Annotated in this window: 12 protein-coding genes and 1 pseudogene; 5 read left to right on the top strand and 8 right to left on the bottom strand. The window is 69.3% G+C overall.

Annotation, left to right across the window (positions count from 1 at the left end):
- Nucleotides 1-225: 225 nt before the first annotated feature.
- The 7 genes and pseudogenes from ACFV57_RS30235 to ACFV57_RS30205 all read right to left on the bottom strand — a co-directional run bounded on the left by ACFV57_RS30235 (nt 226) and on the right by ACFV57_RS30205 (nt 5,446).
- Complete coding sequence (locus tag ACFV57_RS30235) at nt 226-762, bottom strand: S26 family signal peptidase (RefSeq protein WP_385238708.1); 537 nt, start codon at nt 760-762, stop codon at nt 226-228.
- On the bottom strand, nt 759-2,684 hold the full coding sequence (locus ACFV57_RS30230) for an ABC transporter ATP-binding protein (protein WP_385238706.1): 1,926 nt from the start codon (nt 2,682-2,684) through the stop codon (nt 759-761). Before ACFV57_RS30230 ends, ACFV57_RS30235 begins: the two co-directional genes overlap by 4 nt.
- On the bottom strand, nt 2,681-3,229 hold the full coding sequence (locus ACFV57_RS30225) for a TlpA disulfide reductase family protein (RefSeq protein ID WP_385238704.1): 549 nt from the start codon (nt 3,227-3,229) through the stop codon (nt 2,681-2,683). Before ACFV57_RS30225 ends, ACFV57_RS30230 begins: the two co-directional genes overlap by 4 nt.
- Before the next feature lie 16 nt (nt 3,230-3,245).
- The gene (locus ACFV57_RS30220; RefSeq protein WP_385238703.1) at nt 3,246-3,821 is read right to left on the bottom strand and encodes a MauE/DoxX family redox-associated membrane protein; all 576 of its coding nucleotides are present in this window, start codon (nt 3,819-3,821) and stop codon (nt 3,246-3,248) included.
- 105 nt (nt 3,822-3,926) lie between these two features.
- Entirely contained in the window at nt 3,927-4,130 is a 204-nt protein-coding gene (locus ACFV57_RS30215) for a hypothetical protein (protein WP_385238702.1), read from the bottom strand.
- A gap of 384 nt (nt 4,131-4,514) precedes the next feature.
- Nucleotides 4,515-5,074 (bottom strand): annotated as a pseudogene (locus ACFV57_RS30210) (IS5 family transposase); the annotation flags it as partial.
- Entirely contained in the window at nt 5,075-5,446 is a 372-nt protein-coding gene (locus ACFV57_RS30205; protein ID WP_385238700.1) for a helix-turn-helix domain-containing protein, read from the bottom strand.
- Nucleotides 5,447-6,591: 1,145 nt separating this feature from the next.
- Between ACFV57_RS30205 and ACFV57_RS30200 the strand changes: the two genes are divergently transcribed.
- The 3 genes from ACFV57_RS30200 to ACFV57_RS30190 all read left to right on the top strand — a co-directional run bounded on the left by ACFV57_RS30200 (nt 6,592) and on the right by ACFV57_RS30190 (nt 9,501).
- Nucleotides 6,592-7,050 carry a hypothetical protein gene (locus ACFV57_RS30200; RefSeq protein ID WP_385238698.1) on the top strand — a complete coding sequence of 153 codons (459 nt, stop codon included), beginning with the start codon at nt 6,592-6,594 and terminating at the stop codon, nt 7,048-7,050.
- Nucleotides 7,041-7,685 (top strand): LuxR C-terminal-related transcriptional regulator, encoded by a 645-nt coding sequence (locus ACFV57_RS30195; RefSeq protein ID WP_385238697.1) that lies wholly within the window; start codon nt 7,041-7,043, stop codon nt 7,683-7,685. Before ACFV57_RS30200 ends, ACFV57_RS30195 begins: the two co-directional genes overlap by 10 nt.
- A 709-nt stretch (nt 7,686-8,394) precedes the next feature.
- Nucleotides 8,395-9,501, top strand: a complete 1,107-nt coding sequence (locus ACFV57_RS30190) for a serine hydrolase domain-containing protein (protein ID WP_385238696.1) — start codon at nt 8,395-8,397, stop codon at nt 9,499-9,501.
- 1,363 nt (nt 9,502-10,864) lie between these two features.
- Here the strand turns inward: ACFV57_RS30190 and ACFV57_RS30185 are convergent.
- Nucleotides 10,865-11,851: an MBL fold metallo-hydrolase gene (locus ACFV57_RS30185; protein WP_385238695.1), complete on the bottom strand. Its 987-nt coding sequence runs from the start codon at nt 11,849-11,851 to the stop codon at nt 10,865-10,867.
- Between the two features lie 486 nt (nt 11,852-12,337).
- On the opposite strand from ACFV57_RS30185, the gene ACFV57_RS30180 reads away from it, so the two are divergent.
- Nucleotides 12,338-12,844 carry an NUDIX hydrolase gene (locus tag ACFV57_RS30180; RefSeq protein WP_385238694.1) on the top strand — a complete coding sequence of 169 codons (507 nt, stop codon included), beginning with the start codon at nt 12,338-12,340 and terminating at the stop codon, nt 12,842-12,844.
- 86 nt (nt 12,845-12,930) lie between these two features.
- Entirely contained in the window at nt 12,931-13,707 is a 777-nt protein-coding gene (locus ACFV57_RS30175; RefSeq protein ID WP_385238692.1) for a methyltransferase domain-containing protein, read from the top strand.
- Nucleotides 13,708-14,061 lie beyond the last annotated feature (354 nt).

The following is a 14,061-nucleotide window of genomic DNA, read 5'->3' as shown; positions in this document are numbered from 1 at the left end:
TCAGCCCACCACCCTGCGCATACCTCATGCAGACGGCATACCGCCGCGACCACCAAATGTCAGCCCCTGAGACATCACGCTTTGAAGGTCAGTAGGCAAGAAAGCCGGTCAATTGCGGACAAGGGTCTTTAGCGGCGGCTCCCGGGGGCCGTTCCATTTATTAGAGCGGCGGCTCCCGGGAGGCTGTTCCATTTATTAGCAGGTGAGGTGGGCTCGGACGGCCTCTTAGAAGAGCGCGGCCCGGCCCGACCGTTTCCTGGTGAGCGGGCACGCCACCGTGCCCAGTACGCGCGCCGTCGGAACATACCCGATGTGCCGGGAATCGAAGCTGTGGTGGGTGTTGTCCCCCAGGACGACCAGCTTGCCCGGGGGGACCCGGCTTCCTTGGAGATGCCGCAAGGCCGGGTCCCGGTCGTGTGGTATCCGGTCTCCCGGGGCCGCTGCGACACGTTTGATCAGCCAGTGGCGGCGCGTGAGCGCCGCCGGGCCGTCCGTGGTGCGCACCGGCGGGCGGCCCCACCGTCCGGCCTCGTCGCAGGGCCGCTCCACGACGACGACCTGACCTGGTACGAACGCGGTGGCGCTGCGCACCAGAACCCGGTCGCCGTCGCGATAGGCGGGCTCCATGCTCATTCCCCGGACGGTGACCGCGACCAGCCCGCGGCGCAACCTCAGCAATACGCCGACGGCCGTGGCGGTGCAGGCTGCCGAGAGGAGGAGAGGAGCAAGGCGAACGTCATGTCGTCCCGGCCGACCGGTCATCGCTTTTCCGCCTTTTCTGAGGAGGGCGGTTCCGTTTCCGCCACGGTCGAAGGCCGGTACCCCGACGCCTGGAGGCCGAACAACCGGGCGTATTCCGCGCCTGCCGCCACCAGCTCGTCATGGCTCCCCCGTTCGACGACACGTCCGCCGGAGAGTACGGCGATGGTGTCGGCGTCCCGTACCGCTCCCAGCCGGTGCGATACCAGCACACTGGTCTGCCCCCTGCGGTGCTGCTGGAGAGTGGTGTGGACCTCGTGCTCGGCCATGGCGTCGAGCCCGGACGACGGCTCGTCGAGAATCATCAGGTCACGCCGCCCACGCATGAAGGCACGGGCCAGAGCGAGCCGTTGCCACTGACCGCCGGAGAGCACCACCCCGTTCTCGGGGTCCTCTCTGTCGGACTCCGTGAAGAACATCCGCGACAGCAGGGTGTCGTAACCGTGCGGCAGCGTGACGACCTTCTCGTGTATTCCGGCCTGGTGCGCCGCGTCCCTGGTGCGCCGCCCGTTCGTGAATTCACGTACATCGCCGAGTGCGATGTTCTCCGCCGCCGTCATGTCGTAGTTCATGTAGTCCTGGAACACGGCGCTGATCCGCTCCCTCAGTTCCGCGACATCGACATGGCGCAGGTCGATGCCGTCCCACAGGACCGTGCCGCGCGTTGGGTCGTAGAACCGGCACAACAGCTTTACGAGCGTGGATTTGCCGGCGCCGTTGAGGCCGACCAGGGCGAGGGCGCGGCCGTGCGGTATGTGCAGGTTGACGCCGCGCAGTACCCAGGGGTGGTTTTCGTCGTAACGGAACCAGACGTCGCGCAGTTCGATTCCCTTACGAAGTCGCGGCAACGGGCGCGGTGCCACGGCTCTCGGCAGGTCAGGGCCGGCGCCGGTCACCGCGACGTAGTGGTCGAGCAGCAGCAGGGCCTGGTGGCATCCGGAGATTTCGTTGGCCGTACTGACGAGTGCTCCCTGCACACCGGCGACGGACGCGATGAACATCGTCACGTCCCCGACCGACAAGGTTCCGGCGTGCGCCGCGCCGACCGCCCACAGGAGTCCCGCGCCGGACACCAGCGCCGAGACCGTCCCCAGCCCGCTCTGCACCCAGACCTCCTTCCGGTCCATTGACCGCTTGGCGGCGTTGGCGCGGCGGCGTTCGGCCAGCATTCGGTTCCTGAGCAACGAACCGATACCGAACAGCCGTACTTCTTTGGCAGCCTCCACACTGGACAGCAGGTCGGTGTACAGGAATTCGCGTCGCTCGGTCGGTCCGATCCGCCAGTACATTCCGGCTCGCTGCCGCGACAGCTTGATCTCCCAGATCAGAACGGGGACCGCGGATGCCAGGACCAGGGCCGTCATCACCGGGCTGAGCAGGAACAGTGAGCCGAGGAAGCCGACGATGGTGAGCGAACCGCGGACGGTGCCCACGATGCCGTCCACGGCCCGGTTGACGGAAGGCGCACCGGCCTGCTGGGCGAGCCGCAGCCGGTCGAGAAAGGTCGGATTCTCGAACCTGCCCAGCCCGACGAACGTGTCCACGGCGCTGAACAATCGCTCCTGGGCGAGCGCTCCCACCTCGCGGTCCAGTTGCTCTCGCAGGTACCGGGTCACCGTCGGGGCCACGCCGGCCGCCATACCGACCACCGCGAGCCCGGCCCCCGGACCGATCACCGCTCCCCAGTCGGCTCCGCCCACCACATTGTCCAGGGCGCGTTTGGTCAGCCAGGCGGCTGCCACCGGCAGGCATGAGGTGGCCAGCGTCAGGGCGACGTACAAGGCCAGCGTGCCGGGCGCGGCTTTGAACGCAAGCGAGCACGCCGTGCCCGCCCGGCGCCGGGTCGCGGTCCCGGCCCACCACCGGCCTGCCGCGAGGATGCCGGACGCGGCGCGTGGCCGCGTCGGTGGGCGGTCGCCGCTCATGCCGCGACGGTGGCCGACTGGTCCAGCGCCACACGGTCGGCCTTGATCCGCAGCTTCCCGGCGTCATCCGGTGCGACCCGCACCGTCGCCGGGAACGCGCTGACCCCGAAGGCGGAGCACAGCGGCCCGCCGCGGGTCTCCACCGCGACGCGGGTCACCGGGCTCAGTTCGGAGACGAAGGAGGCTGCCCGCTCGGCGTCGCTCACCACCACGGCCAGCGTCCGCGTTGTCCCACCCTGAGCTTCCCGTGCGAACCGTACGAACGCGGGAAGGTTTTCCCGGCACGGTTTGCAGGTCGGTGAGAAGAACGCCACCACGGTGTCACCGTCCAGCGCTTCATGGCTCAGCGGCTCACCGTCCACCGTGCGCGCCGTGAACGCGCCGACCTCTCCGCCCACGGGCAGGGCGGGCAGCGGGCCGCCCTCGCCGCCCAGGGACAGCAATTCTGTGTGTGTCCGCAACCGCGCGATCACCCCCAGTGTGAGAACGAGATTGAGCACACAGATCGTTCCGACGAGCACCAAGGCCGCGCCCCATACATACATGTCGTTCCCTCTGTCGTCACATACGTCCGGCTGTCATCCGTCGAAGCCGTCGGCCGGCGGCGCCCGGGGGCGCGTCGGCGGACGGGAAGAGTGCGAGGAGGTCGTCGAGAGCGACGACCAGCAGGCCGAGCACCGAGCCGCCCGCCATGGCGATCGCCACTCCGCCGCGGTGCAGCGGAGCATCGGGCAACGCGGCAACCGCGCCGAGCGTCGCCGTGCCGGCGAGACACACGTTCCGCAGCACGTGTCGCGGGCCGAGCGGCGCACCGGACGGGCCGAAGCAGGCACACGGCTGCCGAATCCCTCGCCTTACGGAGACCGTGACCCCGGCGGCGAAAGCCGCCAGGAGTCCGGCCGCGGCCACTGAGCCGGCCAGAGCGGTCGCCGGTACGACCAGCAGGACACATACCGCCCACTCGGCCGTCACCACGGCCACGGCCACTGGCAGGGCCAGGGAAGGCGGCAGCAGCCGCAGGCTGCCGAGCGACGTCTTGAAGGCGGAGAACCTGCCCCGGCCCGCCACCTTGCCGACGGCCGAGAACAGGAACACCAACACCAGCAGACAGCGAACCGCTATGGCCAAGTAGTGCACCGGATTTCCTCCACGCTGAAACGGAATCGGGCGAGGGCGTGGTCCGCCTTCGCCCGTTCCGTTCCTCGGAATGGCGTTTCTTGTTGAGTGCGCCGAGATCAGTTCTCAGCAGTAGCAGTTGGTGACCTGGCAGCCGCAGCCGGAGCGGCAGATCGCGCGGCACGGGGCCCAGTAGCCGCAGTGTCCCGAGCACTGCCAGCAGCGGGGGGAGTACTTCACGTACGGGTGCCCGCAAGCCGCTTCCGCCTCGACCCGCGGCACGAACCGTCCGAGGATTTTGCCGCCGAGCACTTCGAGTTTCTTCAACATCTGGTCGCTCCTTCACACACGAACCGGAATGGTCGAATGCCATACCGTCCGGGTCCCGGCCCGGTCGTCCGCGATCCGCCCGTTTCTGCCTCAGTCCGGAGACCCGGATGTACGGGACCGTGAACCGGAATGGATGAGGGTAGGGAACAGGCGACGACGTACCGCACCGGTTGCCCGGACCCGGATGTGCATTCGTCTTCAGCATGGCGAAAGCCGGTCCGGGACGTCATTGACGTCGCGCGCACACTTCTGGAGGGCATCAATGCTGGGGACCTCGCGCCGGTGACGGGGTAGTGGGTTATTCGTTCTGCCGGAGGTATGAGGTGTCCCGACGGCGGTGGATTGGCGGCTGAGGAGTTGTTTCAGTTGGTGAGGTTGCGATAGCTGATAGCTGATAAGTGCTGCGGCGATGCCGGGGAAGCCGAGGAAATGCCCGGCCTTGCGCTCATGGCGGCGGTGCAGGCAACGGCACCCGGCCAGCCGGGAGACGGCTCTCTCGACCACCCAGCGGTGGCGGCCCAGGCGCCGGGAGAGTTCGATGCCCTTGCGGGCGATGCGGTGGCGGATGCCGCGCTCGCGGAGTCATGCCGGCAGGTGGTCGTGGTCGTACCCCTTGTCGGCGTGGAGCTTGACCGGCCGTCGGCGGCGGGGACCGCGGCGAGAGCGGGTGGCGGGATGCCCCGGACGGGCGGCTGCAGGCCCAGGCTGTCGTGCGTTTGGGCGGCGGGGACTCCCAGCGTCAGGGGTACGCCGTTGCGGTCGGTGAGCAGGTGGAGCTTTGATCCGGACATGCCGCGGCCGGTCGGATTCGGTCCGGTCAGGGGCCCTTGTGCCGCCCGCACGCCGGCGGAGTCGATCGCACACCGCGACCGGTCCGGCTCGCCACGGGCGCCGAGTTCGTCCAGCAGTACGCGGTGGAGCTTTGCCCAGGCACGGTCCCGGCTTCAGCCGGAGCCCGGTGCCGGAGCCGGCTCGGCGGCCCCGTCCGTCGCTGCGCGCCGAGCGGCCCGGTAAACACCGGGCGAGATCCCATATGTCTTCTTGAAGGCCCGGCTGAACACGGCGGCATCGGCGAGACCCCACCGCGCGCCGATCTCGGCGACACCCCGATACGCCTGGAGGGGATCTGCCAGATCGGCCCGACATCGCTCAAGCCGCTGTTCCCGGATGAACCGGGAAACACTCGTGCCTTCGTGGCGGAACAAGTGGTGCAGATACCGCACGGAAATGTGATGAGCTACGGCGATCTCCGAGGGCGAAAGACGCGCCTGGTGCAGATGCCGAACGATGAATTCCTTGATCGTGTGCCGCAGCACGGCCTGTCGGGTCCGTGGCGGCACCGTTCGCTCTTCGCCAGTAGACCCGGCGAAGAGCACGGTGGATATCCCGACCGCCGCCGGCCCCGCGTCACTTCCACCTGGTGCCACTGCCTCAACGCTCCAGAACCCTTTCACCGTGCCTCCCCCGGATGCAGGTCGTCCAAAATGCCCATGCCCGTATGACCATGTAGGTGAGCCCCGGTTCGTCGCAGCCCCGGGAATTCCGGCGGTGCCGATGCGGTGTACGGGACAGGCACAACGATGCTGCGTAACGGGCGTATGTCGCTACGGTCCCGGCGCCGGTGCGCCGCGCGGAGCGAGTGAGCCCGGGCGGCGCTCCCCGGCCGCGTCAACCGGCCCGTCACAGAGCGGAGCGCGTCACGACATCCTTCACGGAGCTTGGGACGGAGCACGGGGCCGCCGGGAGCCCTGGGGAGCCCTGGGGCTGTCCGTCCGTGCCCACCGACACACCTCACGGTAGACGGCCCGCCGCCGCGCGACATCAGGGCCAGCCCTGAGTCCCCGTTCCGGGCGGCAACGTCCACACCTCGGAACGCCGGCCCTCTGCCCTGGTCAGGTTTCCTGTTCTAGGTTGGCAGCCGTGGGGGACAGGACTTCCAGGGGCAGTTCTGGTCCCGGCGCCCGGACCAGGACGCGCAACCTGTGGCTGTGGGGCGGTGCTTGCCCCACGGCGGGGATCTGCGGCGCGTGCGCCTACGCCCGCTCCGGCGCATCCGGTACGGCGCCGGCGCGTGACCGCGCGGTGGGCCGGGCGTACGCCGGCGCCGGACTGATTGCCTGGCGGCGGAGGCCGGACAACGGCAGCGGACTGCTGATGCCGGCCGAGGGGCCGACCTGGTTCCCCGGCAATCTCCAGGGGCTGAAGGTGCCGCTGTTCTACCGCCTCTGTGCCTGGTGGCAGGCGCTGAACCTGACGGTGCCGGGCTATCGGTTCCTGACTCAACTACTGGCCGTGGCATGCGTGGTGACCCCTACCCGCCGCCTGCGGGCAAGCTCGGCGACCCGCCGTCGCATCCTGCTGCCGGTCCGGATCGCCGTGGCCCTCTCCCTGGCCTTCTTTGCCTGGGACCTGCTGTGGCGCACTCTTTCCACATCCGCTGACGTGAGGAGCCGGAGCCCCGATGATCACGGTGACGCTGCTCTCCGACCTGGCCGGGGCCGCGCTGCCCGCCGCATTCCTGACCGGACTGCTGCGGAGCCTCGACGCAGGACTCGCGAGCGGCGGGCCGCCCACGCCGTGCCAGAGGGTCGCGGAAGCCGACGGAACTCTGTGCCGGCCCCTGGACGGCCTTCTCGACCCAACGCACGGCATTCATCCGACCGTACTGATCCGCAAAGGGCTCGGCCCCGCGGTCACCGAGCCGGCGCAGCAGACGGACATACCGGTAGTGGTCGCCGGGAAGCCCGCCCGGTACCCGGCCGCGGCCGAGTCGGCGGTCTGCTTCGCGCTCTGTGAAGCCCTGTCCAACGCGGTCAAACCCGCTGGGGTCCGCGCGGTCAGCGTGTCCGCGCGCAGGAGCCACCGGCATCTGGTGGTCGCCGGCGGCACGCGGATCACGGTGGGACTGCCATGCGCGTGATCGTCGTGGAAGATTCGATGCTGCTGCGCGAGGGACTCGTCCGTGTGCTGAATGGGACGGGCTTCACCGTGCTCGCCTCGACCGGGCAGACACTCGGTCTCCTGTCGCTGGTGCGGCAACAGCGCCCCGACGTCGTCGTTCTCGACATCCGGCTGCCGCCCACCTACACCGACGAGGGAGTGCGCGCGGCCGTCGAACTCCGGCGGCACTGCACCGAAGTCGGGGTGCTGCTGCTGTCCCAGTACACGGAAGCCGGCAGCGCTGTGCGGGTAATGGCCCAGAACGCAGGCGGATTCGGCTATCTGCTCAAGGAAAGCCTCGCCGAAATCGGTGACCTCGCCGAAGCGATCCGCCGGATCGGCACAGGCGGATCGGTCATCGACCCGAAGGTCGTCGCGTGTCTGCTCAACCAAAACCGTGCCACCGCACCGGTGGACACCCTGACCCACCGGGAACACGAAGTCCTCGCACTCATCGCAGAGGGCCGCTCCAACGAGGCCATCGCCCGGCACCTGACCGTCAGCGGCAAGACGGTGGAAACACACGTTCGCAACGTCTTCTCCAAGCTGGGCTTGGAGAGCAACATCGCCGACCACCGCAGAGTCATGGCCGTACTGACGTACCTGCGAGTCTGAGAGGCCGCCAATTTACGGAGCCCCTCTCCCTGCATGCGACCCGGCAGGCCGTCCTTGCCGCCGAGTTCACCGGCCGCGACCGGTGGCACGACATACGTCGCCGTATACGCTCGGCGCTCCAGCCCTGCACGTATATGCTCCCCGCCTCTCGTCGAGGGTGTTTTCTCCCAATGTTTCGTCCCGAGATGCGTCGTTGATGTGGTGCTGGAGTCCTCGCCAGGTCGGGGTGGATTATCTGGTGAGGGCGGCGGGTCATCAGGGCGATCATCGCGATGTAGATCATGGCGGTGGAGTGCTGGATGCTCGCGGCGGTGACCAGGACGGCCGGCAGCGGGCCGGTCTTGTCGATACGGGAATTTCGTCATCCCGGCGGCCGCGGCGCGCAGGGCGTTGATGATGGAGGCGTCAGGGTGGCCCCGAACATTTCAGCGTGCAGGAAACTCCACCGCGTCCGCGCGTGCAGGATAGACAAGGCGCCAAGCATCCCCGGTTCCGAGCAGCTTCCGGAAAGAATTCCGACTCACTTTTATGGCTCGTGGACAATCAATGGTCACGATGGGGCTGTGCGCTGCCGGCGCGCCTGACGGGGCTGATGCGTTTACAGGGAACGGAACAGTGGCCGATGTGCACGCTCAGCAAATATTCCTGGTGCGGCGTCGCCCTGGAAATCCGGTTGACCGGGGCCATATGGCGCTGGCTAAGTTCACGTATGGCCGAGATTCAAGGTTCTTACGATGATCTGTTCACCGCTGTACCCGGTGTGCTGGCCGCGTTGCTGGACGCCGGAGACACGGGCGCCTCGGTTGCGGTCTTCGTGGACGGCGAGCCGGTGGTGGATGTCTGGGGCGGATTCGCCGACGCGGACCGCACGGCCCCGTGGCAGCGCGACACGATCACAGGCGTGTGGTCCGTCACCAAGACGATGACGGCCCTGTGCGCCCTCGTCCTGGCTGACCGCGGTCGGCTCGACCTGGACGCGCCGGTGGCCCGGTACTGGCCGGAGTTCGCCGCGGCGGGCAAAGACAGGGTGCTGGTACGGCACCTGCTCGCGCACACCGCGGGCCTGCCCCACTGGGACGGCACGGTCGAGGACCTCTACGACTGGCCGTCCGCCACGGCGCGGCTCGCCGCCCAGGCTCCCCGGTGGGAGCCGGGCACGGCGGCCGGATACCACTCGTTGACCCAGGGTCTCCTCGTGGGCGAGGTGGTGCGCCGGATCACGGGCCGCAGCGTGGGCGATTTCCTCCTCGACGAGGTGGCCGGTCCGCTGGGCGCGGATTTCCACATCGGGCTGTCCGCCGAGCACGACCACCGGGTCGCGCTCTCGGTCCCCCCGCCGTCGCGGGACGAGGACCACCTCGCGAGCGCGCCCGGCGCCACCGCAGCCCCCACAGCCGGGACCGGAATCCGGGTCCGGGACGGCAACAGCGTCGCCTGGCGCCGCGCGCAGATCCCCGCGGCGAGCGGGTTCGGCAATGCCCGCTCGGTCGCTCTGGTGCAGTCGGTGATGGCGTGCGGAGGAACGGTGCGCGGTGTGCGGCTGCTGTCGCGGGCAGGCTGCGACCGTGCATGGGAGGAGCAGTTCCGCGGTGAGGACCGCATCCTGGGCATGCCGATGCGCTACGGCCTGGGTTACGGCTTGTTCGGCAACACGTACGGCTGGGGTGGCTGGGGTGGCTCGATGGTCATGATCGAGCCCGACGCCCGCATGGTGGTGGCGTACGTGACGAACCAGATGCGCGAGCCCGAGGACGACAACCGCGGACTGGAGGTCGTGATGGCCGCCTACGACGGAATGCAGGCCTTGCGCGCCTGACTGCGGCACCGAGCAGTGGCGGGAGTACGTGCCGGGCCGGCCGTACGAAGTCACATGCCGTGGCGGTGACATGCCGCGGTCCGGTGGTGGCCGGGCCGCGGCGAGGGCATTACCGATGGGATCAGGTGCCGGTGGGGGTGATGGCCAGGTCCGTGACGCTCAGCGGGAACTGGGCGATGGAGGGGGCCTGGCCGGGCATGTCGGCTGCTCAACGGGCCGGTTCGCCGTCCAGCACGGCCACGACACTCCGGAAAAACGAAGGACGTCCGTGAGCAGTCTGCGCGTTCGTCACCTCAGCGACGCGCTGGCAACCGTGCGGGGTCAATCATGCAGAGCACTCCCCCGCACAAGTCGCGCAGAAAAGCTATCTCGCACGACTCCGGTGCAACGCGTGCTGCACACGATGTTCGCAGCCAACGACCGGGCCCGGGTACCAAGGACCGGCATCCGGGCCCGGTCGATTCCACGCGGCCGCGCCTACGAGGCCGCGGGCGTCCAGTCCCCGAGCCAGGCGGCGGCTCGTAGTCCGACACCTGCTGCGGTGTCAGGTGTGGCCGGTCCGAGCCGGCCGCCACCGCGCCAGGGCCGGGTGTTCCTCGCCGGCGGGGCACCGGAGCTCGAAGGAATGTCAGTGGTGTCCGGGACCATGAGCGTATGGGTGAGGAGAAGCCGAAGAAGTCACGTACAGGGTCCGATTCGTTGACGCGCTCGGCCGTGTTCGACGCGGTGAGGTCCCCGGTGGCCGCAGCCATAACGCGCCCGGCCGGCGTGGGCTCCGTCAGCCATCAAGCCCTCGGCGAGATGGCTGAGCAGGACCGCGCGACGCGACGCGTTGGCAGCCTGGTCGATGCTGCGCGATCACTGCCGCGGGGCAGGAAGGATGGGGCGTTCTTCCTCGACCACGTACCGATGCCGTCCCGCGCCGTCGGCATCTTCGAACTGCGTTCCCGCCTCGTGCTCCGGCCGCTCTCGCCGACCTTCGCCGACACAACAGCGCCTCGTGGCACACTGACAGCGTTCTCACCGGCACCCCGAGATCGATGTCGCCGGGCCACCGCGTCACCGCCTGGACCTCACCGTCGGCCTCTCATGCGAACGACGCTGAACCCCAATGCATGCAGGCCCCGGCAAGGAGTGCCGGGGCCTGCACCGAGGGAGAAGCCGGTCACACCGCCCGTCCCCGGGTACCTCTCACCGCTCCGATGGCGCTGGATCGTGCTGGCCACCAGGCACCGGGAAGTACGGTTCCTGTACTGGCCGCCAGGCACCCGACCGGACACCGGAACCTTCGGATGTTCGACCTGGGAGGTTACGACATCGGCAGGCTGGTGTGGATCGTGGGTCAGAGATGGGAGCGGAGCCGTCAGGACGCGTTGGCGACCCAGCCGCGCAGCATCGACTCCATCACGGCCATGTACCGCTGTGTCCGCGGCCTGCCCAGCACGAAGGGGTTCGGCCCGCCGGGGTCGTCTCGGAGCTGCTCCGCGCGCTGGAGGCCGTGGTCGTTGGGGTGGTTGGAGAGTTCCACATCCACGCCGGCGCGGTGCATCCGGCGGCGGAAGGTGTGCAGCGATGCGAGGTAGGTGCGCAGTTCCGCGAGCGTGGCGGGCGGGTTGGCGCCGCCCCACAGCATGGCAGTGTGACTCTCGCGGCCCGCACGCACGGGGATGATCGGCGAGACGGTGCCCGCGGTGTGGCCCGGGGTGTGGTGGAGCGAGACTGTCGTGCCGCCGAGCACGAGCCGCTGCCCGTCCACGATGTCCAGGTCCCGGGCGGGGGCGTGCTCCGGGCGGGTCCGGGCGACGAGGTCCCAGTCGGCCGGCGTCATCAGCACGCGGGTGCCATAGCGGTCAGCGAGGTACTGCGCGCCGCCGATGTGGTCCCCGTGTCCGTGGGTGGCGACGACGTACCGGATCGTCTCCGGACGGGCGCCCAGCGCGCGCAGTCCCGGGACGATGACCTCCGCGGCCTCGGTGGGTGACGTGAGCGCGTCGATCAGTACGATGCCGTCCTCGGTGAGCACCGCCATGGCGGAGACCCAGCCCACGCTCAGCAGTGCGAGGTTGTCGAAGATCTTCAGCGGGGCGGGCGCGGGCGGACGGGGGATCTCGGCACCGGGGGTCAGTGCGGCAGCGATCGCGCGCAGCACCGGATCGTTGCCGGCGAGCCGGCGGGCGTGTGCGAAGTGCGGCTCCCCGTCGCCCTCGTCGGCCGCTGCGGGCGGGGCGGTAGCGAGCAGCCCGGTGCCGGTTGCGGCCGCCGTCGCGACGCCCGCGGCGGCCAGCCGCCCCAACTGCCGCCTGGAGAGCGGCAGCCCGGCTGTTTTCTCGGGGCGGTGCACTGGGGTCATGGGGATGCTCCTGATGAGGTTGTACCGCAGCTGAGCCGTTCCGGCTGCCACGGTACGGGGCCCCGACGCGGGGACGGTGCGTCATGCCGATGCCGATGCCGACGCCGGAGCCGACTGTGTCACTCTCCGAGGATGTCGATTCGACGTGAGTACGGGAGTCACTCGCGATGCTCTCGCGTGATCAATGTCGCCGCCCATTGCTGTCACCGGATCATGCCGCCCAGGAGCCTGCTGTCTGAAGCGGGTGTGCGTAGTTGAGACCCAGAGCGTGCCGCCGAGAACGATCGTGGTCCGCTGGTCCCCCAGCTGGAGACTTCGCCGGGATTCGCGGAAAGCCGGATTGCCCTGACCGTCAGCCGGTGCGCCGACCCGGCTCACCGATCGGGTAAAGGGTGCCGCCGTCCATGTCCCCACCTGCATGTCTCCCTCCGCGGGAGAGCCAAGCTCTTCCGCTCACCATGTGATCCGTGGATAGGGTCGGGGTCCATGACGCTGACGGAGCGGTGGACTTCCCGTGTTCTCCTGGTGGACGGCGACGATCGTCTGCTCCTGCTGTGCGGCCGTGACCCGCGCCGGCCGGGGGCACGATGGTGGTTCACCGTCGGTGGTGGCGTCGAGGACGGCGAGAGCTCCCCTCAGGCTGCCGTGCGTGAAGTCTGGGAGGAGACGGCGCTGTCGCTTCCCGTTGGGCGCTTGGGCCCCGTTGTCTGGACTCGGCAGGCGGTCTTCAGCGTCGACGGCCGTGTCTTCGACCAGTACGAGGAATACCGCCTTGCCCGCGTCTCGGCCGCTGAGGTCCGCGGGATGGATGTCCGGACGCCCGAGGCCCGTTACGGGCATCGTTGGTGGTCGGCCGCGGAACTCGCCACCACTGCGGAGACCGTCCGGCCGAAGAGGATGGCTTCTTTCCTGCCCGATGTGCTCTCGGCCGTGGGCCTTGATCGAGCCCCGGTGCATCTGGGGAATTTCAACGAAGACACTGATCCGGAGTAGCGCCTCGGTGCGGCTTGAGCGCACGAGCCACATTTCGCCGCGATACAACCCACATAGCAGATCAGGCGGTTGGTTGACTGGGACGCATGACATCATCTGCGTTCGAGACGGCCAGGCCCGATTCCGTCACCTATCTCGACCGGCTCGCCACGAGCGATCTCGGCCGCTCCTACAAGCGGCGGATGCTGGACGAGCTCGACCTGCGTGCCGGACACAGGGTGCTCGACCTCGGCTGCGGCCCTGGTACCGACCTTGAGGCGCTCGCCCAGGCAGTCACCCCGGCCGGTGCTGTCGTCGGCGTCGACCACGACCGGAACATGGTGGACGCCGCGCAGTCCCGTACCGCTGGTGACGCCGTGGTGGACATCCGGCACGCGGACATCCACGACCTGCCCATGCCCGACCGGAGCGCCGACCGCGCCCGCACCGACCGGGTCCTGCAGCACGTCACCGACCCCCTGGCCGCGCTGGGTGAGATCCGCCGGGTGCTGCGGCCGGGCGGGCGGCTGGTCATGGGCGAGCCCGACTGGGAGACGCTCGCCGTGGACCACCCGGACAGCGACCTGACGCGTGCCTATACCCGCCATGTGGCCGAACGGGTGGTCCGCAACGCGGGGATCGGCAGGCAACTGGCGCGGCTGGCGGCCGAGAGCGGTTTCACGGTGCCCACCGTCATCCCTGTCACACCGGTCTTCCGGGACCTCGACGCCGCGGACAAGATCCTCGGCCTGGAGCGCACCACGCGGCGCGCAGTCGAGGCCGGCTACTTCAGCGACCAGGCGGCGGAAGCCTGGCTGAGCCATCTCACGCGGGGCCCCTTCTTCGCCGCGGTGACGTTCTACATCGTTGTGGTCGAGGCATAGTGGCGCGTCGCATCGGCCGTGACCGGCGCGGCGGTCTCCACCGTCTCGCCGACCGCGGCAGGCTCGTCTTCCCCGTCTTCGCAGCCCTTGAGTCCTTCAGGCCCGGGCCGAGCAGCCGGTCGACCTCCTCGATGTGACTGCGGCCAGCGGGAGGCGGCCGGTGAGGTAGATGCCGCCGAGCCGTCGATGGCGTACCCGCGCCGTACGGACGGGTGTTGTGCTCCAGCAGCCGGCAGGCTCGTATCAGACGGCCGACGCCAGGGTCGGTGGGGCGCGGCGTCGAGTCCGGCCCCGCGTGGTCTTGGCCGCGGTGGTTGGCGGCTGCCGCGGCTACGGCGGTGCGTGCCCGGCCGT

The sequence above is a fragment of the Streptomyces sp. NPDC059788 genome (assembly GCF_042732265.1).
In the GTDB taxonomy this organism is placed as follows: domain Bacteria; phylum Actinomycetota; class Actinomycetes; order Streptomycetales; family Streptomycetaceae; genus Streptomyces.
This window is presented reverse-complemented; position numbering and strand designations above follow the sequence as displayed.

Bases quoted from the DNA above. Each gene is read 5' to 3' on its own strand.
- ACFV57_RS30180 (WP_385238694.1), top strand. From the start codon at position 12,338: ATGACGCTGACGGAGCGGTGGACTTCCCGTGTTCTCCTGGTGGACGGC.
- ACFV57_RS30225 (WP_385238704.1), bottom strand. From the start codon at position 3,229: ATGTATGTATGGGGCGCGGCCTTGGTGCTCGTCGGAACGATCTGTGTG.
- ACFV57_RS30175 (WP_385238692.1), top strand. From the start codon at position 12,931: ATGACATCATCTGCGTTCGAGACGGCCAGGCCCGATTCCGTCACCTAT.
- ACFV57_RS30195 (WP_385238697.1), top strand. From the start codon at position 7,041: ATGCGCGTGATCGTCGTGGAAGATTCGATGCTGCTGCGCGAGGGACTC.
- ACFV57_RS30185 (WP_385238695.1), bottom strand. From the start codon at position 11,851: ATGACCCCAGTGCACCGCCCCGAGAAAACAGCCGGGCTGCCGCTCTCC.
- ACFV57_RS30215 (WP_385238702.1), bottom strand. From the start codon at position 4,130: ATGTTGAAGAAACTCGAAGTGCTCGGCGGCAAAATCCTCGGACGGTTC.
- ACFV57_RS30230 (WP_385238706.1), bottom strand. From the start codon at position 2,684: ATGAGCGGCGACCGCCCACCGACGCGGCCACGCGCCGCGTCCGGCATC.
- ACFV57_RS30190 (WP_385238696.1), top strand. From the start codon at position 8,395: ATGGCCGAGATTCAAGGTTCTTACGATGATCTGTTCACCGCTGTACCC.
- ACFV57_RS30235 (WP_385238708.1), bottom strand. From the start codon at position 762: ATGACCGGTCGGCCGGGACGACATGACGTTCGCCTTGCTCCTCTCCTC.
- ACFV57_RS30200 (WP_385238698.1), top strand. From the start codon at position 6,592: ATGATCACGGTGACGCTGCTCTCCGACCTGGCCGGGGCCGCGCTGCCC.